Origin of the sequence: Corynebacterium cystitidis, from assembly GCF_900187295.1 — a bacterium.
Lineage (GTDB): Bacteria > Actinomycetota > Actinomycetes > Mycobacteriales > Mycobacteriaceae > Corynebacterium > Corynebacterium cystitidis.
Map to the genome: position 1 here is coordinate 1632321 of NZ_LT906473.1, position 23273 is coordinate 1655593.

Sequence of the window (23273 nt, forward strand, 5' to 3'; positions counted from 1 at the left end):
TCACGATCAGAAAGACACGACCATGGATTTTGGAATGCCGACTTCCCTGACAGAAATCGTAACAGACGGAGCGCTTGCCCAGTTCGACGTCGACGCTACCTCCACGACTGTGTCAGGACTGATTGAATCCATCGAGTTTTCCGGAGTTTCCCCAGAAGACAACGCCCGCGACGCGATCGTCGATCTGCGGATTAACCGCACCGGCGGACGCTCTGAACAAGGCTCCGGCACCCGTGTGGCGATCATCCGCGATGGCCAGTGGCACTGGCGCACTGCCCGCACCGAGTCATTCGATATCGCGGCACTGAATGAAGTTCAGCCTGCCGACGACCTCCACCTGCGTGCCGCCCGCACGTTGTTCGGTAACGCGCAGGTTTTTCTCGCACCACATTCTGATGGTTCTAGCAGCGTCGTGGCGCTCAACGGCACTCCCCCGACCAGCCCCCTGCGTCCGGCATTGCTGCACGGTGTGGCCGCTCTCGACCCCGACGTTGATGTGTACCGTGCCATTGCAGCATTCGCGGCTTCGCGTGGTGTGGGTGCGCGCCAAACGGACGAGGGGATCGCGCTGTCTGACGGCACCGAGATTGTGATCCGTAACGGCAAGGTCACCAATGTTGGTGGTGGACTGTCTTTCGACGATGTGGTAGCAGATGCGTTTTTAACGTCTGTCGAGCATCAGTTCCTCTACGACGGCCGTTTCCCTCAGGCTGTTGTGAGCCCGAACCTGGCAGCAGGCCGCGCCCTTGTTCAGCCGCAGGGACAGCCCCCGTTCGAAGTGACCATGCAGGTCATTGCCACGTTCAATGAGGCCAGCGCAACGTGGGCGTGGGCTGATCCAAACCTCACTGGTTCACCTGCTGCGCAAGCAGCTGCGACGGTGCGTGGCTTCGCCGTCGATAACGGCATCCCACAATTCTTAAGCCCGCAGTTTTCACCCCCGCTTATCGACGATTACATCGTGGCTGTCAAACCCATTGTCGGCTTGTGGACTCATACTGTTGTGCCACTTGCACCGCAGACTCATGCGTCCGTACTGCTGGGCGGGCCACAACTTGCGCTGCCACAGCCTTCGCAGGCGGCTGTCGACGCGACGGTCGCCGCTCTCGATGGCCAGGACTTCTCCGCGCCTCGCCGTGAGCGTGCGCTCGGTGCGTATGCCCGTCATCGCGGACTCACGGTGGGCCCAGACGGCTCGATCACCGTTTAGCTCACTTTTTAGCTCACTTTTTAGCTCACTTTTTAGCTCAGCGCCTCGCGGTACCGCTCCGGATTGGCCTGGGGTGCGAACCTAGCATCGTTGGACTTATCGACGAGCACCGCACGCACACCTTCGACGAAGTCGGGTTCCCTGCGCGACACCACTCCCAAGGCACGCTCATTATCGAGGGCCTCGGCCAGCGACTTGTCAGCGTTGGCGTCGAAAAGCTCGGCAGCCGCCACCATCATCGACGGTGACGCTTGGGCGGTGAGATCAGCAACCAGAGCTTTCAGGTCGCCGGAGAGCCGCTGCTGAATCTCCGACCATGGGCCAACGAAGGCTTCGTCGATGTCTGCGTAAATTTTGGGCAGCTCAGCGTGGTGCGGGGTGATCGCAGCGTCGTCGATGGCCTGGGGGCCGCGCTCGATGATGGCTTCAAGCAGCCCGTCGAAAGATTCCACCTGGTGGGTTGCCAGGCCGGTGGCCATCATGTCGCCAGCTTTGAGCCGGTAACCGGTAATGGCCAAGAACTTACCTAGTGCGGTAGACGGGTGGCCTGGCAAATGTTGGAACATGTGTGACATTCCCACATCCGTGATGTAGCCGATATTCATTTCCGGCATGGACGCCCAACTGTCTTCGGTGATCACGCGGTGCGAGCCGTGCGCGGACACACCGAGGCCACCACCCATGGCCGCGCCGTTCATCAGCGCGATATATGGCTTGGGAAATTCGGCGATCTTCTGGTTCATCGTGTATTCGGCCGACATGAACTTATCGACGGCTTCGTGGTTGCCGTCAAGGATATTGTCACGAGCCCAACGCACATCCCCGCCGGAGCAGAAGTGCTTGCCTTCAGTGTGAATGATTACTTGCTCAATACCGTCATCGTCGCGCCACTGGTCCAAGGCCTCGGTGATGATGGCGATCATCTCGGGGCTCAAGCTGTTCAGCGCTTTGGGACGGTCTAGTGTGAGTACTCCGGTAGACTTTTCGATGGTAACAGTCACTGGTTGATTCATGTCGCCCAGTGTTCCACATCACAAGGAAGTTGGCTATGGGTTCTCCACGATTAGTTGCACTGGACATGGACGGAACGCTTCTCGACGGCAACGGCCGTATCCCCGATGAGTTCTGGGATTTACTTAGGCGCGCCAAACTCCAAGGCATGACGATTGCACCAGCCTCGGGCCGTCAGCTGGCCACTTTGCGTGACATGTTTGAAGAAACCAACCAGCGTCCTGACACTTTCATCGCCGAAAACGGCACTGTAGTGTGGCACAAGGGCGACGTTGTCGCCGAGAAGCGCATGCACAAAGACGTGGTCAACACCATCCTGGACACGCTCGATACAGTCAACTTTCCCGTCCACGTGGTGCTATGCAAAGCACACTCCTCCTACACCGACGAGACAATGCCTGAGGAAGTCACCGCAGAAGTGGACAAGTACTACCACGCAAACCAGCACGTGGGAAGCCTGCGGGATGTCGTCGATACGCACGTTGTCAAGATCGCACTCTACGTTGAAACCGATGCTGAACGCGATGCGCTGCCCGTCATCCGCGAAGTGGCAGCGGACCACACCTTGGCTGTGAGCTCGAAGCACTGGCTCGACATCATGGCACCGGGCGCCAACAAGGGCGTGGCACTGCTGGACCTAGCCAAAGCACTGGGCATTAGGCAGAAAGATACTGCCGCAATTGGCGACTACCTCAATGATTTTGAGCTGCTTCAAGCCGCTGGCACTGCCGTGGCTATGGGAAACGCGCACCCCGATCTGAAGGCAATTGCCCATGAGATCACCGATACCAATACCAACCACGGTGCCTTGAAAACACTGCGCCAGTGGCTGAGCTAAGGCCTCGTCGTTAAGCGTTCTTTTTCTTCTTTTTCTTGCCGTTCTTGGCCTTCTCTAGCTTCGCAGCATGGTCGGGAACATAGCGGAACTCGCCGCGGGGCGGGCGAACGTAGTCGCTGGAATCAGGTCGCTGCGGGATCTCCGGAAGCGGGCGCTCAATCTTCTCATACGGAATTGTGGACAATAGATGAGAAATCACGTTAATGCGTGAACGCTTCTTGTCTTCGCTCTCTACGGTGTACCACGGCGCCGAGGGAATATCGGTGTGGATGAACATCTCATCCTTCGCACGGGAGTACTCCTCCCAGCGGGTAATGGACTGCAGGTCCATCGGTGAGAGCTTCCAGCGGCGCAAAGGATCCTCCAGGCGGGACTGGAAACGGGCGTACTGCTCCTCATCAGAAACAGAGAACCAGTACTTCCGCAGCATAATGCCGTCTTCCACAAGCAGACGCTCAAAAATGGGGGCCTGGTGCAGAAAACGACGATACTCCTGGGACGTACAAAAGCCCATGACACGCTCAACGCCGGCGCGGTTGTACCAGGACCGATCAAAAATCACAATTTCACCCGCGGTCGGCAGTTTTTCCACATAGCGCTGGAAATACCACTGCCCCTGTTCACGCTCACTCGGTTTCGGAAGCGCCTCGACGCGACAGGTACGCGGGTTCAAGTACTGCGTGATGCGCTTGATCGCCGAACCTTTACCGGCTGCATCGCGGCCTTCCATAATGATGACCACGCGTGCGCCGGTTTCGACGACCCACTGCTGCATATCCACCAGCTCTGCCTGCAGCCTCTTCAGTTCCTGCTCATAGGCTTGTTTAGACAGTTTTGGTGGCTTTTTTGTGTTGTCAGATCCCATGCAAATAACGGTACCTGACCTGCAGCACGGTCGACTCAGCGGGGGTTACATCCGCACCGGGTTACTTGACCTGGAACTCCGCCATCTCATCCCACTCGGTTTTGCCCTCGATGAGGGTGTTGATGATTTGCGGGGTTTCGGTCAAAAGCGTTGGGAACAGCTCCTGGGCTGCCTTGAAGTGATCAGAGTTCACATGCGGTTCAGCGGCATCATCCTTGAAGCCTTCCACCAAAATGTACTCGTTAGGGTCATCGGTGTTACGGAACCAGTCGAAGAAAATGCAACCCTCTTCCGCGCGGGATGCCTCGGTGAAGTCGGCGACCTTCTCGCGGAAGTCCTCGACGTGCTCTGGAAGTGGACGGAAACGAACGTTGATAAGAATCATGACACCAATTGTAGCGAGGATGTATGATTCTGTCCGCCTCGGCACTATCCTTCCAGTTCGCGGACTTGATCCATCTGCGACTGCACGCGCTCGATATCGTCGCGGGAAAACTTGCTATCGGCCGCTATCGCTGCGAAGCCAGGCACCATGGCATCCCAAAAAGACCGCAGCGACAACGAGGCCCCATGGGTGCAAACTGGACATCTTAGCCCTCGAGTTTCTCGCCTAGCTCCAACCATTCCATTTCAAGCTCATCGTGTTCTGCACGGACGGCGGACAGCTCCTCGTTGACCTGTGCAAGCTTTGCAAAATCGGGATCATCCGAGGCGGAAATAGTGGCCAACTCCTGTTCGAATGTCGTGACCTTCTCGGCCAGTTTCGCCATCTTCCGCTCCGCGGCGTTCATGTGCTTGCGCAATTCACGTTCTTCCTGGGAGCTCAGCCCGCGTGGTGTCGAACCTTCAGCGGGTTCCTCTTTACTGTGTTCGCCAAGGTCAAGGACACCTCCGGTGCCCTCCATCGCTTCACGACGCGCCAAGTACTCAGCGATACCTCCCGGCAGGTTGGTCAGCTTCCCATCTCCAAACAGTGCGTAAGTATGGTCAGCGATGCGCTCAATGAGGTAACGGTCATGCGAAATCACAACAAGGGTGCCGGGCCAACCATCCAGCAGATCCTCGAGTTCCTGCAAGGTGTCAATGTCTAAGTCGTTGGTAGGCTCGTCGAGAAGCAGCAAGTTGGGTTCACTCATCAGCACCCGTGTCAGTTGCAGGCGGCGGCGCTCACCACCCGAGAGGTCGCCGACGGGGGTTCGCTGGCGCTTCGGGGAGAAACCAAGCCGCTCCGCAAGCTGCGAGGCCGAGACTTCCTTGTTTCCCAGCATCACGTAATTAGCCACGTCTTCTACCGCATCAAGGACGCGGCGTTCTGGGTCAAGGTCGTCAAGTTCCTGCTTCAACCAGCCAATGCGTACTGTTTGGCCTTCGATGCGCTTACCGGCAGCCAACGGATACTCCCCAGCAATTGCTTTAAGCAGCGTGGTCTTGCCGGAACCATTGACACCCACCAGGCCAATGCGCTCACCTGGAGCCAGCCGCCACGTCAAGTGATCCACGAGCACCCGGCCGTCGGGGGCGTCGATACGCGCGTCCTCCAACTCCACCACTACACGCCCCTGCCGCTGGCGTGAAAAGCTCATGAGCTCAACCTTGTCGCGCGGGGCGGGCACGTCTGCGATGAGCGCCTCGGCGGCTTGGATGCGGTAGCGCGGCTTCGAGGTACGCGCCGGGGCTCCGCGGCGCAACCACGCCAGTTCTTTGCGTGCCAGGTTTTGGCGGCGCTGCTCGATTGCATCGGCTTGGCGTGCTCGCTCAGCACGCGCGAAAGTCCAATCGTTGTAGCCTCCTTCGTACACATCCACCTGGCCGTCGTGGACTTCCCAGGTTAACGTAGCAACGGTGTCCAGGAACCAGCGATCGTGTGTGACAACGACCACCGCAACCTTGCGGCTCACCAAGTGCTCCGCCAGCCACTGCACGCCTTCCACATCGAGGTGGTTGGTAGGCTCATCCAACACCACAAGATCTAAATCTTGCACGAGCGCCGCCGCCAGGTTCACGCGCCGGCGCTCGCCACCAGACAGATTTCCCACGGTCGTATCCAATCCCAGGTCCACAACGCCGGTGCCGGCAAGCACCTCACGCACCTTCGCGTTGGAGGCCCATTCGAAGGTCTGCAACCCCAACGGCTCCACGACAACTTCGCCGATGGTCAGATCGTCATCAAGATCAAATCGTTGGGTCACCACCGCCATGCGCAGGTTTGAGTTGTGCGAAACACGCCCCTCATCAGGTTCCTCAAGACCAGTAAGGACTTCCAGCAGCGTTGTTTTTCCGCCCCCGTTGAGGCCGACCACACCAATGCGGTCGCCTGTTTGCACACCGAGGGAGACCCGATCCAGGAGGGTTTTTAGCCCCCACGTCTTCGACACATTCTCTAAATTGATCAAATTCGCCATGATAGATCCCTATTCTAGGCCCTTAAACTCCCGTCGACTTAGGCCCCGGCATCCCACGTAATCACGTGGGCTCCGCCAGACGGCGAGTGTGCAACAAATCCCTCGTAGGCGGGTGCGTCGTCGGCATAGGCAAGCGTATCGACGACTCGTTGTGCTTGCTCCTCGCTATCACACAACACAGCCAGCGTGGGCCCTGAGCCCGATACCAGCGCCGCGAGAACATCTAGTTCCTTAACGTGCTTCATCGTGCGGCGCAGGTTCGGGTGCATCGCCAAGGCTGCCGGCTGAAGATCATTGTGCAGGGCTTTTGCTACATCGCGGGGGTCACCGCTGATGAGGGCGTGACCGATGTCTTCGGTGCTCAGTCGTGGCACTAGGGTGACGTCGTTGTGTCGCATATCGTCGAGACGCTCGAAGACGGCGCCTGTTGATAAGCCCTCACGTTGTGACAGAAAAGCCCACCAATAGGTGCCCCGCACCATCATGGGGGCTAACGCGTCGCCACGACCAGTCCCCAGAGCCGTTCCACCCATCAGGCAAAATGGCACGTCAGCGCCCAAATGTGCGGCGATCTCGTAGAGGGTATCCTCTTCTAATCCGCGCACGCCGTGCACGTCGAGGTACTCGTTGGCAGCCACCAAGGCCGCCGCGGCGTCCGCGGAGCCGCCAGCCATTCCGCCTGCGACAAACACGGTTTTATCCACCGTGATGCGGACTTTCGGCAAGCTGGGCTGATGTTCGCCAAATATCGCTTGGTGCTTATCGACGACCGCCTGCACAGCCTTCCACGCCAGGTTGCTGGGGCCATCAATATTTTCACCAGGCTCGTTGACATTGAATACGGTGTGCATCGACTCGATGACTTGAGCCGGATCAGCCTGCTCGAAACTAGGCGAGACATGCACAGTAACTGTCTCAGGCCGGTTGACAGCCTGGAAGACGGTGGTCAGATCGTGGTAGCCGTCGTCACGCGCCTGCCCTACCCCAAGGTGCAGGTTGACCTTGCCGTAGGCACGTGCGGTGAAAGCCATGGGGATGGCGAGAATATTACCTGCGGACATGAAAGCGATCCTCCGACTCTGTGGCAGCCAAACGTACGTAGTCGGACACATGCAGCTTCTCGCCGCGGAGCTGTGGGTCAATGCCTGCCGCGCGCAACGCCTCTTCGGCGGCGGGGGCAGAACCATAGACACCCGCCAAACATGCGCGTAGGGTCTTGCGCCGCTGGGCAAAAGCAGCATCGACAAGGGGAAAAACCTTGTCGCGCAGCTCGCGCGGATACGGATTATTTACATCTATGCGCACCAGACCAGATTCGATATTGGGGGCCGGCCAGAACACGTTTTTGCCGATAACACCGACACGGCGGACATCTCCGTAGAAGGATGCTTTCACACTGGGCACACCGTAGATTTTCGACCCCGGGTCTGCCGCTAGCCGGTCTGCAACCTCCAGTTGCACCATGACAAGCACCCGGTGGATCGTCGGAAAGCATTGAAGGAGGTGGAGCAAGACTGGCACTGACACGTTGTAGGGCAAGTTCGCCACCAGCGCGGTTGGCGCCTCGGGCAGATCATCTGCGCCGACGCGAAGAGCGTCGAGATTGAAAACGTTGAGACGTTCAGCATAGTTGGGGGCGCGCTGCCCCACCGTTTGGGCAAGCCTGCCAGCTAACCGCGGGTCGATCTCGACGGCCAAGACGCGGCGCACGGTATCAACAAGCCCAAGTGTTAAAGAACCCAAACCGGGGCCAACCTCGATGACGATATCGTCAGGCTCAAGTTCTGCGTCCGCGACGATGCGGCGAACCGTGTTTGGGTCGTGGACGAAGTTTTGTCCAAGCTTCTTCGTCGGGGTGACATCCAGTTCTTCTGCCAAGGCCCGGATCTCTACCGGGCCAAGCAAGTGGGAGTCAGCTGTGGTCATAAACCACGAGTGTAGCCGGAAATTAGCGGATACCCAGCTTCGCAGTACATGCGGGCCATGCGCCCCAGCCTTGGGAGGCCTGGGTCTTCTGCGCAATAGCGATCTGCTGCTCGCGGGTTGCCTGATTAGCCGTCGGCGCGTACTGGGTACCACCATAGGCAGCCCAGGTGGACTGGGAGAACTGCAGGCCACCGTAGTAGCCGTTTCCGGTGTTAATGGACCAATTACCACCAGATTCGCACTGGGCCAGGGAATCCCACACGGAGCCATTAGCTACTGCTGGGGCCACGGTCTGTTGAGGAGCCTTGGTGCCACGCGCGATGGTGGTTGGCTTCGCTGCGCGGACCTCATCTTCCGACAGCTTCTCCTCGGACTCAATCACACCGTTTACGTACGTTACGCGGTTAACTACCCGCTTCTCGCCGTCCTGGCCCTCCTCGCGGACCTCTTCGGTACCGCGCTCAAGGTTCGCATCATCCACGTAGTTAACGGGTGCCTCAACGGCGATAGTTTCAACATTATCGCGCACGTCAACGCGATCGATGCGGATCTCCTGGTTTGGTGTCACAGGCGCATCAAGCGCTGGGGTGACGCGATCGAAGGAGTCAACAGTGACACCACGGGCTGCTAGAAGCTCGCCCACCGTCTTTTTCGCCATGGAGGTGTAGGTCACCGAACCACCGTCGTTGATAGCGACGATCTTCGGGGTGGTCACGTCCAGCGTCATGCCTTCTGTGACAGGCTCTTTTGGATCTGCGTTATACGCGGAGCCAGGATTGATTTCCTCCACCTCGGCCACCAACGCCTCGACGGTAGAAGCAGTAGACGTAACCGTCTGCTCCTCCCCGTCCACGATAACAGCAACCGGCTTGGCGGTCTTTACAGTGATGACATCTCCCCCGGATAGCTTTTCCGAAGGAGCTGGGTACACCACATCCTCAGCCCCAACGGTAATACCGGCAGCCTCGAGGGCACCTTCGACATCACCCGAGAAAGTAGACAGCGACTGCTGCTGACCATTGACATCAATAGTGACATCTTTTTGGGCCGCGCCCGCGGCTGCAATGCTGCCGACTGCCAGGCCACCCAAGACGGTGCCAGTAGCGACCTTCACCGGCAGGGAGGTGGACTTCTTAATCCGCTGAGCTGACATAAATTCTCTGCGTCCTCACAGTATTGAAAACAGTATTGAAAGTAGAAACTTGCCACGGGGAGCCTGAAACTCATCGTGTTTACTAGCGATTACGATACGGTAACAGCGTATCATTTACCAGAACGTTACAAACCATTAAGCCACATTAGTCACAAAGATAACACCCGTCCCCATTGAAACACTTCTCCTGCAATTAATCGAAATGTGATTTTCTTCACAGTTTAGCAGTCTGAAACGCCCGCTCAAATGTATCCCGCACCTCGCTGGCAAGCGCAGCCACATCCATCCCACGCGCCTGCGCAACACACAACGCCGTATGCCCCACTAGGGCCGGCTCGTTGCGCGCCCCGCGAAATGGCTCCGGAGTCATATAAGGGGCATCCGTTTCAATCAACAGCTGGCCAACCGGCGCTTCCGCAGCCGCCTGGCGCAGCTCGTCATTGCGCTTAAACGTCACATTGCCCGCAAACGACAAAATGTAGCCGCGCTCAATCGCCTCACGCGCAACAGCCAATGGGGAAGAAAAGCAGTGCAACATCACCTCACGTGGGCGTGGCGAATCAGCCAGGATCCGCATCATGTCCGCATCCCCCTCGCGATTATGAATCATCAACGCCTTACCCGAATCCACCGCCAACTGAATATGCCAGCGAAAAGCCTCCTCCTGCACCCCAAGAGGCGCAGTCCGGTCCGGGTCGTGCCGTAACCAATATGTATCAATACCAGTCTCCCCGATCGCCACACAGCGCGGGTCCTGCGCCATCTCGGAAAGCCGGGCACGGGCATCGTCGTCAAGCTCCTGCGCACGCGTGGGATGAATCGCGCACGCCGCATAAACCTGCTCATTGAAGTGGGCCGCCGCAAGCGCCAACTCGGCTTCTGCCAGCCCATCACCGACGGTGCAGATCCGCTCCACCCCAGCATCGACCGCACGCGCCACAATCGCATCCACCTCATCCTTCGTGCGCGCCTTGCAACTTGCCAGGTGCGTATGCGCATCAACCAGGCCAGACAGGCCTGCGGCAGGAACGGGCGTGGGACGTGGCTTCTTCCTCGACATGCGCCCCATTGTATCGGTCGACCTAGGATGGACCACATGAGCTTTTCGCCGATCGACGATGCCACCCGAACCCAGATCACCTACGATCTCGCCGCAGCCGCTCTGCGTGGCATCAACGGATCTGTCGATGACATCGTAGCCAGCTTCGAGCGCGAACTCGAGCAGTTCCTGGGCCTCGATCCTGATCTGCAGCAGGAATTCCCACGCGGACAAACCGCCCGCATCTACGGCACCGCCCTGGGAGATGCGTTATGCCGAGAACTGGGTTTCAGCTGGCAGGTGCTTGCCGACGATTATGGCACCGATCTTGTCGTCGCGTCCTCTCACAAAGACGGCAAGATGAATGACAGGGAGAAGCGCCACTACACCGCCCCCCTAGTTGTAGTATCGTCACGGTTCGACGACGAGGCTCCCGGCAAGCTCACAGCGTTTGTGAAGCAGTTCCGTGCTCGTTGAGTTGCTCGCACAGCTGATTCGGGTGATCGGGAGCTTGCAGACCACACAATGAGCACGTAAGCAGAGGCGGTTACTTCATCGCGAACCACTCATCCAGGTAGGCGAGGGTGTCGTCGTTAAGCACATCCTTGCACTTTTTGTCTCCTAACCTCGCGACGCCACCGCCAGTGGCAACACATCGGTGCAGAACTGCACCACCAAGTCAGCGCCCGCCACCGTGACCGACCAACCAGTATCAACGATGTCTGTGACCAACAAAACAGGCCCCTCCGACACAGAAACATCTGAATATATGAAGTGCTCATGCAGCGCGTTGACCCGGTAAGCCGAGTTGTGGGCGGCCACCGGCTCACCACGTGTACCAACCACACCCCCAAACGTCATGCGCCCCACCTGCGCCACCGCCTGGGCAAGAGCCACAATGAGGCCGTGGCGCGCCGGGTCCTCACTGCCTAAAGCGACAACGGTGTTCGGGCGGGTCTCCCAGCCCCAATCGGCGAGCACAGCGATAACGCGGCGCAACCACGGGTCCTCCTGCCAACTCACGGACGGATCCGGCCGCCACGTATTCTGTCCCAGCAGCTCAGCCAAAGCTGGGCCACGAGCAATGTCGTTCAGCCTGCCCAACGCCCGGCCTGGAAGCACCCCGCGGATCTTGCCTTTGCGGGCTGAACCCGTTGGCCACATCTTGCGCTGGGTCAAACGCACACCGGGGCTGCGCAGCCGCTCGTCGACACGCTGCGCCATCGCCGGGTCCACCTGGGCTGAGAAGTGGCGGCCGGTGCAGTTATCGCAACGACCACAGGCTTCGCCTGGGGTGATCGTGGGATCATCAAGCTGGTGGCGCAAAAACACCATGCGACATGTTTCCACGTTCTGGTATTCGATCATGGCGTCCTGCTCAGCCTGGCGGGCCTGCGCAAGGCCACCGTACCGGGCACGGTCATACTCCCACCCCGCCCCAGTGGACACCCACCCACCGCTGACCCGCTTGACGGCACCGTCGACATCAAGCACTTTTAACGCTTGGTCGATGCGCGAGCGTGACAGATCCACCATGTTTTCTAGCCTCGCAGTAGAAAGCGGGGTCTCGTCGTCAAGCGCACCGATGAGCTGGTGGACGGTCGCTTCATCCGGCATGGACGCAGACGCGAAGTACTCCCAAATATCTGTGTCCTCAGGGCCAGGCAGCAGGATCACCTCGGCGTGCTCAGTGCCACGGCCAGCACGACCCACTTGCTGGTAGTAGCTAATTGGACTGCTCGGCGCGCCCAGATGCACCACAAAACCCACATCCGGCTTATCAAAACCCATGCCCAAAGCGCTCGTGGCCACCAGCGCTTTCAATTCGTTATTGATCAAGGCGCGTTCCAACTCTTCGCGCTCAGCAGCCTCAGTGCGCCCCGTATAAGCGGCGACATTCCAGCCGACGGCCTCCAGTGCCTCGGCCACATCCTCCGCTGCAGACACCGTCAGACAATAGATGATTCCCGACCCCGGCAGAAAGTCCAGCTGAGAAGCAATCCAGGCGGCGCGCTGCGTAGAATCAGGGAGCTTAACGACGCTCAAAGCAAGCGACTCGCGATCAAGACCACCACGCAACACCCCAGTGCCTTCACCCAGCTGAGCAGTAACATCACCCACCACACGATCGTTGGCCGTCGCCGTTGTTGCCAACACTGGGGTGTGGGAGGGTAAATCGTCGAGAAGTGTGCGAATGCGACGGTAATCCGGGCGGAAGTCATGCCCCCAATCCGAAATACAGTGCGCCTCATCCACCACCACCATGCCCACCGTGGCTGCCAACTGGGGCAACACCTGGTCGCGGAAATCCGGATTATTGAGGCGTTCCGGGCTGATCAACAGCACATCGACCTCCCCCGAGGAGACTTGCCCCTGGATCTGGTCCCACTGCGTCATGTTCGCCGAGTTAATTGTGGCGGCCTTAATCCCGGCGCGGCCCGCTGCCGCTACCTGGTTGCGCATCAGGGCCAGCAACGGCGAAATAATCACCGACGCACCAGCACCCCGCGCACGCAGCAGCTTCGCCGCGATGAAATACACCGCCGACTTCCCCCAACCCGTACGCTGGACAACAAGCATCCTGCGGTGCTGATTCACCAACGCGTCAATTGCCACCCACTGGTCGCCTCGCAGCGTGGCGTGCCCACCGGCAATCAGTTTCAGGAGTTGATCAGCCTCAGCGCGCGTAGCCAGTTGTTGAGTCCCCGTAGTAGTCTCCGACCTTGTCATAGCCCCGACGCTAGCAAGAGGTTTAGACATGAGCCGGCTAGCTCAGCCTAGACGACTCGTGTACAACAAACGGCGCTCGCGAAAAATCACCGGACACGAGCAAAGAAAAGGGCCCAACTGAGTTTCCCTTGAGGAGTTCGCGCAGATTCTTGACGGAACTCAGAAAATCTACCGCGACTGCTGATCCCGCCGAATGAATTCCAGCGATCGAGATGAAACTGTGTCGCGAGCCAGCTTTTCGTCGCGCGCGAGCAATATAGGCAATATCTACATCGCTTCCGTCAACATCCATCGGCGACTCGTACTCCATGTCCGCTAGTGCGTCGTGAATGACCCACTGTGACTCTCTTTTCACGAATTGGAACCGTGGATCTGTCGCGAGTGCGTGAGCGACATCATCGCTGGACTTTGGGCCGCAAATCACAATCAAACCCGGAGTAGTCAAATCTATGGAGCCATCGGGATTGACGAAGTCAAGTGTGACGGTTAGCCCTAGGTGCTCGAGGAAACTTCGAAGTCGACTCGCTGCGTTAAGGTCAGCCTCATCGACAGCCCTCCGATTCGCTAAAGAACGCATTGGGATAGCGATAGTCAGATTCTCATGGCCGAAAAATTTCACCACTGTTCTCTTTCGGCTTCGCTTCCTAAAGAAAAACCAAGTCCATGAACCCACACCCGCTACCGTTCCGGCGCGACTGAACCAGTCAATGCCGTCACCAAGAAGTGTAAAGTCCACGCGTTTACCCCCCAACTATGACAACAGTTGCGTCGTCTACCTTTTCGTTCGTATCGAAGGAATGCCGTGCGACCCGTATTAAGTCCTCGGGTGACCGGTTTTTGCCCCACGCCAGTTGCAAGGGGTTCACCACGTCCAAAAAACCATCAGTCGCGAGAAGTACAGCTTGTTCTGGTCCCAGTTGGTGCGTTCCGACGAATGCCTGATCAACAGCACGCGGGTCGTCGGAAACAACCCAAAACCCGCCAGGACGGTTTCTCGCGGCTCGCTCCACCGAGGCAAGCTGATTTTGCGCTCGGCGCAGCTCCCGGATGGTAGCACCGCCACGACGAAGGTGACGTACGCTTTCCCTTTCCGTACGACCCACGGATGACAATCGCAGATCTCGATGCACTGTGTCGTCGGAAAGCACGATGCCACTATCGCCTAAAACGAGCCATTCGACTAAATTGTTTCGTACTCGTGCCATCGCGATAGTTGCACTCGGCGCATCTGGGGCGGCCGGATATTGGCTAAAGTCGATCGCCTGGATAGCACGCGATAATCGGTCCCGCAGGGCCAGGGGCTCGTCGACGGCCAACGCACGATTGAGGTCTTCGACAAAACGGGCAACCGCAGTAGGATCGGTACGTTGATGATCGGGCTGGCTCGCCCCATCGATCACCCACGCCGAGTCACCACTAGTTCCCCACGCGTCTTCGTTCGGATGCTCTCCACTACCTGGAACGGAAGCACCTTGGACACGCAGCGCTTCAGTCACTCCCATTGCGTCCTCCCAACTCTGATTAATGTGTTACTCAAATCTACCGGGAACCTGGTACTACAGCTAGTCCAGCACCAATATCCACAACGGCCCAGCCAGCGCAGCCCGCCAGCAACAAACCGCCCTATGCTTGGGCAGCCAGTTCATCGTCGATATAGACGTTTCGCGAAGCCGCAATGCCCACAACGCCAAGCAGCAGACCCAAGACAACCAACACCATCAAGATCGGCTGGAAAGAGCCAAACGCTTCATAAGCAACACCGATCAGCAGCGGCACGACAGCAGCGACGATATAGCCATACGGCTGGACAAAACCAGATAGCTTCGCGGTGATAAGCGGCGAGCGCGTGCGCGCCGGGATCAAGGCGATAGCCAGCGGGAAGCACCAACCACCAACACCAAGAACGCTCGCCCACAGAAGCGGTGCTGCTGTGGGGGCGACAAGCAATGCGAGGTATCCCCCGGCAGAGAGCCCGCCGAAGACGATAACCCATGGAGTCAGGGTGCGCGAGCGCGCAATCACCGTGGGCATCAGAAGCCCGCCGAGCACACCTACGAAACCAACGATGGACAAGGCTGTAGCGGCCACGGAGTCGGCAACACCAGCGTCAAGCAGGAGTGCTGGCAGCCAGCCCATTTGCACATACCCGTTCATGGACTGAAGGCCGAAAAATAGCAAGAGAGCCAGCGCGGTCTTACTGCGCCACAGGCTGCCTGACAGTTCGCTTTCCGACGCCACGGCCCCCGCATTCGGTATGTCTACCTTGGTGTTCAAGCCTACAAACACCCACACCACAACCTGGAGCACCGCAGGGATCGCCCACAGGGCAAGTGAACTCTGCCACCGTTGAGTGATGAGAGCAGATAGTGGCCCCACGGCACCGGATAATCCGAGGATGGCAGAGTAGATCGTCGTCAGTGCGACGATGTGGCGGCCACCGTACATCTTGATCCAAGCGGGAAGCAGCACATTGGCCACCGCAATGCCAGCGACTACCCCTACCGTGCAGACGATGAAGAGGCTGATGGTTGGAGAAAATGGCCGAATGGCAGTTCCGACAGCTGTTAAGATCGCACCGGCCAGGATCGTCTGGGTCACACCGATTTTTCGTGCGAGGGGAACAGCCCCCAAGCCCATGATGCAGAAAAATGCACCAGGTAGGGCCGTGATAATGCCGGCCAGCGATGCAGGCGCACCGTAATCGGCTAAGACATCGTCGAGAACTGGACCGACCGACGAGATCCCAGCGCGCAGGTTGATCGCGGCAGTCAGCACCGCCGCGAACAACACAAAAGTAGGCATTTAGCTAACCGGTGCCCACTGTGGGCCGGTCTGCCCCAACTCAGGTTCCAGCTTGGCAATCAACGGCTTCGGCTTCGACAACACGGTTCCGGGCTCAACGTCGATGCGCTTCCATACCGCTCGCTGCTGGGTGTAATCGCCGGTGATCACCGGGTAGGTCTGCCCCTTCTGCGGCAGGTTCACGCCCACCAGATCGTGTACTGCTTCGTCGACTACCTCCTTGATCTTAGGAGATGCGGCCCATTCGCCTTCGCGTCCGAGTGTTTCATGCACGGCCTGTGCGGTGTGGGGCAGAAATGGGGTAAGCATGGTGTTGCAGTCGCTGACAAGCTGAAGCGCGGTCCACAACACGGTTGCCAGGCGATCACGCTGCGACTCATCCTTCGCCAGCTTCCAAGGCTCCATCTCGGCGATATAGGCGTTGGCCTCGCCTACCACATGCATCACCTTCGAGATAGCGTTTTTGAACTTGGCTAGCTGCAAGTCGGCGCCGGCCTCGTCGAACGTCGTAGCAGCCAGCTCCAGAATGGCGGTGTCGTCGTCGTTAAGCGTGGAAGGCTGCGGAACCTCTCCGAAGTTCTTGTATGCCATGGACACGGTGCGGTTGACCAGGTTGCCCCAGCCGTTCGCCAACTCGTTATTGACACGCCGAACAAATTCTTCCCAGGTGAAGTCGGTGTCGTTGTTCTCCGGCCCCGCCACCGCAATGAAGTAGCGCAGTGGGTCCGGCCCGAATTCTGCCAGGAAGTCCTTGACGTAAATGACAACACCTTTCGACGAGGAAAACTTCGAACCGCTCATGGTGAGAAACTCCGAAGACACAACCTCCGTGGGCAAGTTCAGCTCACCATACTTGTGCAGCTCACCACCCTTGGATCCCTTTCCGGCGTAGCCCAACAGCTCTGCAGGCCAAATCTGGGAGTGGAAGGTGATATTGTCTTTGCCCATAAAGTAGAAACCCTCGGTGGCGGGATCCTGCCAGAACGTCTTCCACGCGTCAGGGTTTCCGCTGCGCGTCGCCCACTCGATGGAGGCAGACAGATAGCCAACTACAGCATCGAACCACACGTAGAGCTTCTTCGACGGGTTGTCTTCCCAGCCCTCCACAGGGATGGGGATACCCCAGTCAATGTCGCGGGTCATGGCGCGCGGGCGCATATCCTCCAGAAGGTTCAGGGAAAATTGCAGTACGTTCGGGCGCCAGTCTTCACGGCCTTCCAGCCAAGTCTTCAGCGCGTCATGCAGCGCCGGCAGGTCGAGCATAAAGTGCTCAGTCTCGATGAACTTCGGTGTCTCACCATCAATCTTCGAGACGGGATTAATCAGATCGATCGGATCAAGCTGGTTGCCACAGTTGTCGCACTGGTCTCCACGCGCGCCGTCGGCCTTGCAGATCGGGCAGGTTCCCTCGATATAGCGGTCCGGCAAGGTGCGCCCCGTCGTCGGGGAAACAGCACCTTGGGTGGTTTCTTTCACCATATATCCATTGGCGTACAAGCCTTTGAACAGCTCCTGGACTACCGCGTAGTGATTGCGGGTAGTCGTGCGGGTAAACAGGTCATAGGACAGGCCAAGGCCAGCCAAGTCCTCCACGATCTGGCGGTTGTACTTGTCCGCCAGCTCCTTGACGGTGACACCTTCCTTATCGGCCTGAACCAGCAGTGGGGTGCCGTGTTCATCCGTGCCGGAGACCATCAGCACGTTATTACCCCGCATCCGCTGATAACGGGCGAACACATCGGAGGGGACACCAAAGCCGGCGACGTGGCCAATGTGGCGAGGTCCGTTGGCATACGGCCATGCCACGCACACGAGAACATTCGAGGAGGTGGTTTCAGTCATGGTCTCTAGCATAAGTTATGCCCCCAATCCGAGTGGAGTGGAGGCATTACTTGGGCAGGTTACGGCCAGTTGATCGTCGTTAAGCGTTATTTGCGCTTGCTTAGCGCTTGACGACGACGCTCCTTCTGCAGCTCTCGATACGCCTTCTCACGGTGCAGGCGTCGCTCAATAGCCAGCTTCCGGTTGAACTGTTGCTGCTCACGTTGATCCAAGTAGATCACGTCATTGCGCAAATCCTTGACAATCGCAAACATCAGCAGGATCAGGATCACCAAAAATGGGCTAGCGGCCACGATAGTGACGGATTGCAAGGCATTGAGGGCGTCGTCTCCACCTGCAATGAGCAAGGTCATGCCAACGAGCGCGGTGCCGAGGCCCCACAGTGCGGACAACCATGGTTTCGCATTGGCAACACCGTCTTGGGTCATCGAGCCCATGACGGTTGATGCGGAGTCAGCAGACGTGACGAAGAAGGTGCCCAAGAGGATGATCGCAAAGATGGCGACAATCTCACCCAGCGGCAGGTTATACAGCAGGTTAAACAGCTGCGCCTCAGAGGTACCATCACCGTAGATGGACTGGCCACCTTGCTCCATCCAAATTGCGGTACCACCAAAGATGGCGAACCAGACTGTGGACAAGCCAGCCGGAACCAGCAGGATACCCAGACAGAACTCGCGGATTGAACGACCGCGGGAGATTCGTGCTAAGAACATGCCGACGAATGGTGACCAGGAAATCCACCATGCCCAGTAGAAGATGGTCCAGCCACCTAGCCACTCACCTGCAGACCCGTCTGCGGATGCTGCGGTACGCGATGCCATTTCGGCAAACAGGGCCACGTAGGAACCGAGCGACGTTGGCAGCATGTTGAGCAGGTTCACGGTTGGGCCAACCACGAACACGAAGATAGCAAGCAGCGCTGCGATCACCATATTGAAGTTGGACAGGTATTGAATGCCTTTGCCCACGCCTGACATCGCAGACAGGAGGAAGGCCAAAGTAAGAACGGAGACGATGCCGATGATCAGGGTGTTAGAGGACTCTTCGATCCAGCCTGCTGCCTGAAGGCCCGCGGTGATCTGGAGTGAACCCAGGCCAAGGGAACATGCGGTACCAAAGATGGTGGCGAAGACTGCGAGCCCGTCGATGACTTTGCCCAGCCAGCCTTCGGCGCGGCGCTGACCGATCAGGGGGATGAACGCGCTTGAGAGCAATTGTTTGCGTCCCAGACGATAAGACGAGTATGCGATAGCAAGACCGATGATGGCGTAGACCGCCCATGGGTGGAGTGTCCAGTGGAACATGGACTGCGCCATGGCGGTGCCCACCTCGTTCGGCTTGTGACCGGGAACTCCGTCGCGGTAGAACGCTAGTGGCTCAGACGCGCCATAAAACATCAAGCCGATGCCCATACCGGCTGCAAACATCATGGCAATCCATGACGACGTGCGGAATTCGGGTTCCTCGTCGATCGCCCCAAGCCGGATCGAACCGAAGCGGGACATGGCGATGATCAGCACGAACACGACGAAGATGGTGCCGAAGAGGACGAACGCCCAGCCAAAGTTCTCCATCACAAACGAGAAAGAGGTATTAGCAAAGTTGGAGAAGCTCTCCTGGGCTGTCAGACCCCAAATCACTACAGCCGCGACGATGGCGACCAGTGGGACGACGATGGCCCAGTCGATGGGCGCATCCTTGCGGTCGGACAGGTGCTCAATAGCTTCCTCCGGTTCAGCGACCGCAGTTGGACCATCTTCGAGCATCGCAGCGAGCTGACTGGTGGCAGACTCTGACTCAAGATGGTCTCGGACCGTCTCATAGTCAGTGTTGCCTTTGTCAGACTTGCTACCGGGAAATGTTTCGGACACACGTCCCTCGTTGGGATCTGTGCCCTTATCGGTGGGAAAGTCATTGGTGGACATGAGTAACCACAGTGGCCGACTTCGCCAGCCGTTTCAAAGCGAAACCGCAGAGGAATAGCACCTTGCCCCACACAAGTCCAGCAACGTTACCACCTCGTGACCTAGCATTGGTGCTGCTTACACCAAAGAAAGCCCCGCATCTATAACGAAAAGATAACTCTTCGGTGAATGTGGGGGGTGGCGAAAGGGCACGTGACCTAATTTCTTCGTGGTACCGCCTTGACTCTCGGCTTTCTTTGCCATCCGCTTGGTGTAGCGCTTCGCTAATTTCTGGCGGCGCTCGTGATCGCGCATCGCACGGCGCTCATGTGCCAGGCGGGCCGCAAAGATCTGCTGCTCCTGATAATCCTGGTAGATCACGTCCTTTCGCATATCCAGCAGCGTGGATATCATCAAACCAATCATGATCAAGATGAAGGGGCTGGTGGCTACAATGGTGACGTTCTGCAGGTTACCCAAGGCGTCCGCGCTTGGCAGCAGCAAGATCAAAGCCACAGTTGCGGTAAGTAGCCCCCACAGAGCGCTCAGCAGTGGGTTGGCGTCGGAACGCCCGTTCTGGCTGATAAAGAACCACGAGCACACCGAGGCAAAATTCACGCACCGTACACCCGCGAGAAATACGCGCCAGAAACATGCCAACAAATGGCGACCACTGGTCACAATAGGCAGCGAAGGAACCCGGGATGAGGTTCACGATGGACAGGGTCGGCCCAACAACGAATACGAAGGAAGATAGCCAAGATCGCGGCGATGAACATATTGAAGTTAGACAGATACTGGATGCCCTTCCCCACGCCCGACATGGCAGATGCGAGGAAGCAAATGGTCAGCAAGCCAATGATGGCAACGAGTAACCAGTTGGTGGTTTCGTCGACAAGCCCAATCGCTTGCGGCCCAGAATGAACGGGCTGCCCCACAGATTTCTCTGGTTTATAAGTCACATCGCAAGAGTAGGAAAAATTTCGGGCAACCAAAAGCAGATGTCCCGAAGTCGTACTACGTCGTACTACTCGGTGCGAGCCGCCAGGGCCTCGTCGTAAAGCTCACTGACCTTCACCCCATGCGCATGAGCGATCTCTTTCGCCGCGTCCTTAAGCCGCATCCCCCGCTCCTCGAGCGCGAGCACTAACGCCACAAGGGCAGCCGGTTCAGCCTCTGTGCCGTCTCCCCCTTCAATCACCACCGTAATCTCCCCGCGCACACCCTCCTGCGACCACTGTGCAAGCTCCGGCAAGGTGCCCCGGCGGACCTGCTCATATGTCTTCGTTAACTCCCTGCACACGGCCGCACGCCGCTGGTCACCTAAGATTTCTGCCGCATGCTCCAACGTGGTCGCCAGCCGGTGCGGCGACTCGAAAAAGCAGACCGCACGCTTCTCAGCAATAAGCGACTCCAACCACGTCTGCCGAGCACCTTGCTTCCGAGGAGCAAAACCATCAAAAATGAAATGCCCCACATTTAAACCCGATACAGCCAACGCGGTCGGTACCGCCGATGGCCCAGGAAAACAAGTCACAGGAATGCCTGCATCGTGAGCGGCCGACACCAGACAGTGGCCAGGATCTGACAACACCGGCATCCCAGCATCTGAAACCACCAGGACTAACGACGAACGCGCAGCCGTGATGAGCTCATCGACACGTTTGTCCTCATTGTGGTCAAAGTTCGATATAACACGCCCAGTTATCTCTGCACCCAGCGCGGAAGCAAGACTACGCACCCGGCGCGTATCTTCTGCCGCTATCACGCTGGCGCGCTGAAGTGCTGCAACCAAGCGTGGAGAGGCATCAGCGATATTGCCCAATGGTGTTGCTGCAATCGCAATGCCGTGGCCAGGAAGCTCAACGAAATTGTTCATAAGCCCAGCTTTCCACACCGTGCAAGTGCATGCGATGTCGCGCCCACCGGCTAGTATCAAACGCGTGAGTACCACTATCCGTGCTTCGTCCTCCCGCCCCCAGGCTCGTGGGGCTATCGCTGCACCTAATCCACCCACCCCGATCACGGTTTGCTGGTCTCGGTCTGACACGATTGCTACGGTATGCGTGGCCCTGCTCGCACTCGCCACCCGTTTTATCGGATTGACGTCTGCCACTGCGAACGGCACACCCGTGTTCGACGAAAAGCACTATGTGCCCCAGGCCTGGGACATGGTGCGCAGCTGGTTTAACCCTGTCCTTGGCGGCATCGAAAGCAACCCCGGCTACGGGCTGGTTGTTCACCCCCCGTTAGGCAAGCAACTATTGGCACTGGGTGAAATGATCTTCGGCTACACACCCCTAGGCTGGAGGTTCATGACGGCACTGTGTGGTTGCGCCGTGGTGGTCTTCACCATGTTGTTGGCCCGCAGGATCACCCAATCGTGGCAGGTGGGCCTGTTCGCCGGGCTTCTGGCCACGTTCGATGGTGTGCTGCTAGTCGCCTCCAAATTCGGCATGCTCGACATCTTCCAAGTTGTCTTCGTGGTCGCCGCCTCCTGGACGCTTGCCGGCGACATGCGCCAAGTACACACGCGTTTCGACGAAGCCTTCCACGACGGACGCTTCCTTGCAGCCGGGCCATTCGGCCCACGGGTGGGTTTTCGTTGGTGGAGGTTTGCCACAGGGGTACTCCTTGGGCTTGCACTGGCGGTGAAGTGGTCCGGCCTTTACTACATCGCGTTTTTCGGTCTACTCAGTGTGTTCTGGGACCTCTATCTGCGCAAGCGCTATGGTGCGGGCCGACCTGTCGTCGGCACGCTCATTCGCGATGTGCCTGCGGCACTTGGATCCATCGTGTTGGTGCCCGCGCTGCTGTACATCTGGTCGTGGCGCTCCTGGTTCGCCTCAGAAACCTCCGTGTACCGGCATGCTGCGACCGATGGAACCATCGAAGAGGACTCGTTTCTTCACGCGCTTCCCGACGCGTGGGCAGGCTGGTTCCACTACCACTTCTCAGTGTTGGAGTTTCACTCGGAGCTGACCTCGTCGGGCGGCCACTCCCACCCGTGGGATTCCAAGCCGTGGTCATGGCTGGTCGCAGCCCGCCCCATCCTTTATTACTCCTCCACCGACATCGAGTGTGGCCAGTTCACCTGCCGCCGGATGATCTACTTGTTTGGCACCCCTGCGATCTGGTGGTTAACCGTGCCAGTGCTTCTGTGGGCCTTCTGGGTGTGGGTAGTACGCCGCGAATTGCGGGTAATACTGCCACTGGTCGCGTTCGCGGCAGGGTTCATCCCATGGCTGATTGCAATCGATCGGCAGATGTACTTCTTCTACGCCACGGCCCTTGTACCGTACACAATTGTCCTGATCGCCATAGCGCTGGGATATCTCGCTACTCGTGGCTTAGAAATTCGCCAACCGTTCATCCAACAGGTCGCGGGTATGCCACTGAGGTGGGGTCAACTTGCAGTAATTATCTACCTAGCTCTGGTGATTGGCCTGTTCTTGTACTTCTCACCAATTCTTTACGGCTACCAGATTCCCGAATCCATCTACCAGCAGCTGATGTGGCTGCCGAGCTGGAAATAAAGTAGCAGTGGG

The 23273-nt window shown here is 58.2% G+C and carries 22 protein-coding genes; 4 read left to right on the forward strand and 18 right to left on the reverse strand.

Annotated features, from left to right (window positions below; all coding sequences use genetic code 11):
- Positions 1 to 22: 22 nt before the first annotated feature.
- Complete coding sequence (locus CKV99_RS07680) at positions 23 to 1210, forward strand: DUF6882 domain-containing protein (RefSeq protein ID WP_092258586.1); 1188 nt, start codon at positions 23 to 25, stop codon at positions 1208 to 1210.
- A gap of 32 nt (positions 1211 to 1242) precedes the next feature.
- On the opposite strand, the gene CKV99_RS07685 is transcribed toward CKV99_RS07680, so the two are convergent.
- Positions 1243 to 2223, reverse strand: a complete 981-nt coding sequence (locus tag CKV99_RS07685) for a 3-hydroxyisobutyryl-CoA hydrolase (RefSeq protein ID WP_092258589.1) — start codon at positions 2221 to 2223, stop codon at positions 1243 to 1245.
- A gap of 35 nt (positions 2224 to 2258) precedes the next feature.
- Here CKV99_RS07685 and CKV99_RS07690 point away from each other — a divergent pair, with 35 nt between their 5' ends.
- Entirely contained in the window at positions 2259 to 3059 is an 801-nt protein-coding gene (locus CKV99_RS07690; protein WP_092258592.1) for an HAD family hydrolase, read from the forward strand.
- Between the two features lie 10 nt (positions 3060 to 3069).
- On the opposite strand, the gene ppk2 is transcribed toward CKV99_RS07690, so the two are convergent.
- The 8 genes from ppk2 to CKV99_RS07725 form a co-directional block, all read right to left on the reverse strand.
- Positions 3070 to 3924: a polyphosphate kinase 2 gene (gene ppk2, locus CKV99_RS07695; protein WP_092258595.1), complete on the reverse strand. Its 855-nt coding sequence runs from the start codon at positions 3922 to 3924 to the stop codon at positions 3070 to 3072.
- Between the two features lie 61 nt (positions 3925 to 3985).
- Positions 3986 to 4309: a putative quinol monooxygenase gene (locus tag CKV99_RS07700; protein WP_169872615.1), complete on the reverse strand. Its 324-nt coding sequence runs from the start codon at positions 4307 to 4309 to the stop codon at positions 3986 to 3988.
- 44 nt (positions 4310 to 4353) lie between these two features.
- The gene (locus CKV99_RS14970; protein ID WP_256232232.1) at positions 4354 to 4485 is read right to left on the reverse strand and encodes a hypothetical protein; all 132 of its coding nucleotides are present in this window, start codon (positions 4483 to 4485) and stop codon (positions 4354 to 4356) included.
- 29 nt (positions 4486 to 4514) lie between these two features.
- On the reverse strand, positions 4515 to 6326 hold the full coding sequence (locus CKV99_RS07705; protein WP_092258598.1) for an ABC-F family ATP-binding cassette domain-containing protein: 1812 nt from the start codon (positions 6324 to 6326) through the stop codon (positions 4515 to 4517).
- Positions 6327 to 6364: 38 nt separating this feature from the next.
- A complete protein-coding gene (locus tag CKV99_RS07710) occupies positions 6365 to 7387 on the reverse strand; it encodes a 4-(cytidine 5'-diphospho)-2-C-methyl-D-erythritol kinase (protein ID WP_092258601.1) in 1023 nt (340 codons plus the stop codon).
- The gene (gene rsmA / locus CKV99_RS07715; protein ID WP_092258604.1) at positions 7374 to 8252 is read right to left on the reverse strand and encodes a 16S rRNA (adenine(1518)-N(6)/adenine(1519)-N(6))-dimethyltransferase RsmA; all 879 of its coding nucleotides are present in this window, start codon (positions 8250 to 8252) and stop codon (positions 7374 to 7376) included. Before rsmA ends, CKV99_RS07710 begins: the two co-directional genes overlap by 14 nt.
- A gap of 22 nt (positions 8253 to 8274) precedes the next feature.
- Positions 8275 to 9405 (reverse strand): resuscitation-promoting factor, encoded by a 1131-nt coding sequence (locus tag CKV99_RS07720; protein ID WP_092258607.1) that lies wholly within the window; start codon positions 9403 to 9405, stop codon positions 8275 to 8277.
- Between the two features lie 214 nt (positions 9406 to 9619).
- Complete coding sequence (locus CKV99_RS07725; RefSeq protein ID WP_092258610.1) at positions 9620 to 10465, reverse strand: TatD family hydrolase; 846 nt, start codon at positions 10463 to 10465, stop codon at positions 9620 to 9622.
- A 36-nt stretch (positions 10466 to 10501) separates the two neighbouring features.
- Between CKV99_RS07725 and CKV99_RS07730 the strand changes: the two genes are divergently transcribed.
- Positions 10502 to 10921, forward strand: coding sequence for a DUF3806 domain-containing protein (locus tag CKV99_RS07730; protein ID WP_092258613.1), 420 nt, complete (start codon positions 10502 to 10504; stop codon positions 10919 to 10921).
- A gap of 144 nt (positions 10922 to 11065) precedes the next feature.
- On the opposite strand, the gene CKV99_RS07735 is transcribed toward CKV99_RS07730, so the two are convergent.
- The 9 genes from CKV99_RS07735 to rsmI form a co-directional block, all read right to left on the reverse strand.
- Positions 11066 to 13174: a RecQ family ATP-dependent DNA helicase gene (locus tag CKV99_RS07735; protein ID WP_169872616.1), complete on the reverse strand. Its 2109-nt coding sequence runs from the start codon at positions 13172 to 13174 to the stop codon at positions 11066 to 11068.
- A gap of 37 nt (positions 13175 to 13211) precedes the next feature.
- The gene (locus tag CKV99_RS07740; protein WP_092258618.1) at positions 13212 to 13796 is read right to left on the reverse strand and encodes a hypothetical protein; all 585 of its coding nucleotides are present in this window, start codon (positions 13794 to 13796) and stop codon (positions 13212 to 13214) included.
- A 118-nt stretch (positions 13797 to 13914) separates the two neighbouring features.
- Positions 13915 to 14676, reverse strand: a complete 762-nt coding sequence (locus CKV99_RS07745; RefSeq protein ID WP_092258622.1) for a protein phosphatase 2C domain-containing protein — start codon at positions 14674 to 14676, stop codon at positions 13915 to 13917.
- A 121-nt stretch (positions 14677 to 14797) separates the two neighbouring features.
- A complete protein-coding gene (locus CKV99_RS07750) occupies positions 14798 to 15976 on the reverse strand; it encodes an MFS transporter (RefSeq protein ID WP_092258625.1) in 1179 nt (392 codons plus the stop codon).
- Positions 15977 to 17830 (reverse strand): methionine--tRNA ligase, encoded by a 1854-nt coding sequence (gene metG / locus CKV99_RS07755; protein ID WP_177178113.1) that lies wholly within the window; start codon positions 17828 to 17830, stop codon positions 15977 to 15979. It lies immediately after the preceding gene.
- A gap of 74 nt (positions 17831 to 17904) precedes the next feature.
- Complete coding sequence (locus CKV99_RS07760) at positions 17905 to 19746, reverse strand: BCCT family transporter (protein ID WP_092258628.1); 1842 nt, start codon at positions 19744 to 19746, stop codon at positions 17905 to 17907.
- Positions 19747 to 19863: 117 nt separating this feature from the next.
- A complete protein-coding gene (locus CKV99_RS14760) occupies positions 19864 to 20343 on the reverse strand; it encodes a BCCT family transporter (protein ID WP_231909978.1) in 480 nt (159 codons plus the stop codon).
- 59 nt (positions 20344 to 20402) lie between these two features.
- Complete coding sequence (locus CKV99_RS14765; protein WP_231909979.1) at positions 20403 to 20687, reverse strand: BCCT family transporter; 285 nt, start codon at positions 20685 to 20687, stop codon at positions 20403 to 20405.
- Positions 20688 to 20752: 65 nt separating this feature from the next.
- A complete protein-coding gene (gene rsmI, locus CKV99_RS07770; protein WP_092258631.1) occupies positions 20753 to 21604 on the reverse strand; it encodes a 16S rRNA (cytidine(1402)-2'-O)-methyltransferase in 852 nt (283 codons plus the stop codon).
- A 34-nt stretch (positions 21605 to 21638) separates the two neighbouring features.
- Here rsmI and CKV99_RS07775 point away from each other — a divergent pair, with 34 nt between their 5' ends.
- A complete protein-coding gene (locus tag CKV99_RS07775; protein WP_092258634.1) occupies positions 21639 to 23261 on the forward strand; it encodes a dolichyl-phosphate-mannose--protein mannosyltransferase in 1623 nt (540 codons plus the stop codon).
- Positions 23262 to 23273 lie beyond the last annotated feature (12 nt).

Excerpts from the sequence above, each read along its gene's own strand:
- rsmA (WP_092258604.1), bottom strand. The coding sequence starts at position 8,252 with ATGACCACAGCTGACTCCCACTTGCTTGGCCCGGTAGAGATCCGGGCC.
- CKV99_RS07685 (WP_092258589.1), bottom strand. The coding sequence starts at position 2,223 with ATGAATCAACCAGTGACTGTTACCATCGAAAAGTCTACCGGAGTACTC.
- CKV99_RS07730 (WP_092258613.1), top strand. The coding sequence starts at position 10,502 with ATGAGCTTTTCGCCGATCGACGATGCCACCCGAACCCAGATCACCTAC.
- CKV99_RS07745 (WP_092258622.1), bottom strand. The coding sequence starts at position 14,676 with ATGGGAGTGACTGAAGCGCTGCGTGTCCAAGGTGCTTCCGTTCCAGGT.
- CKV99_RS07710 (WP_092258601.1), bottom strand. The coding sequence starts at position 7,387 with ATGTCCGCAGGTAATATTCTCGCCATCCCCATGGCTTTCACCGCACGT.
- CKV99_RS07735 (WP_169872616.1), bottom strand. The coding sequence starts at position 13,174 with ATGACAAGGTCGGAGACTACTACGGGGACTCAACAACTGGCTACGCGC.
- CKV99_RS07690 (WP_092258592.1), top strand. The coding sequence starts at position 2,259 with ATGGGTTCTCCACGATTAGTTGCACTGGACATGGACGGAACGCTTCTC.
- CKV99_RS07700 (WP_169872615.1), bottom strand. The coding sequence starts at position 4,309 with ATGATTCTTATCAACGTTCGTTTCCGTCCACTTCCAGAGCACGTCGAG.
- metG (WP_177178113.1), bottom strand. The coding sequence starts at position 17,830 with ATGCTAGAGACCATGACTGAAACCACCTCCTCGAATGTTCTCGTGTGC.
- CKV99_RS07720 (WP_092258607.1), bottom strand. The coding sequence starts at position 9,405 with ATGTCAGCTCAGCGGATTAAGAAGTCCACCTCCCTGCCGGTGAAGGTC.
- CKV99_RS07680 (WP_092258586.1), top strand. The coding sequence starts at position 23 with ATGGATTTTGGAATGCCGACTTCCCTGACAGAAATCGTAACAGACGGA.
- CKV99_RS07725 (WP_092258610.1), bottom strand. The coding sequence starts at position 10,465 with ATGTCGAGGAAGAAGCCACGTCCCACGCCCGTTCCTGCCGCAGGCCTG.
- CKV99_RS07750 (WP_092258625.1), bottom strand. The coding sequence starts at position 15,976 with ATGCCTACTTTTGTGTTGTTCGCGGCGGTGCTGACTGCCGCGATCAAC.
- CKV99_RS07760 (WP_092258628.1), bottom strand. The coding sequence starts at position 19,746 with ATGTCCACCAATGACTTTCCCACCGATAAGGGCACAGATCCCAACGAG.
- rsmI (WP_092258631.1), bottom strand. The coding sequence starts at position 21,604 with ATGAACAATTTCGTTGAGCTTCCTGGCCACGGCATTGCGATTGCAGCA.
- CKV99_RS07705 (WP_092258598.1), bottom strand. The coding sequence starts at position 6,326 with ATGGCGAATTTGATCAATTTAGAGAATGTGTCGAAGACGTGGGGGCTA.
- CKV99_RS07775 (WP_092258634.1), top strand. The coding sequence starts at position 21,639 with ATGTCGCGCCCACCGGCTAGTATCAAACGCGTGAGTACCACTATCCGT.
- ppk2 (WP_092258595.1), bottom strand. The coding sequence starts at position 3,924 with ATGGGATCTGACAACACAAAAAAGCCACCAAAACTGTCTAAACAAGCC.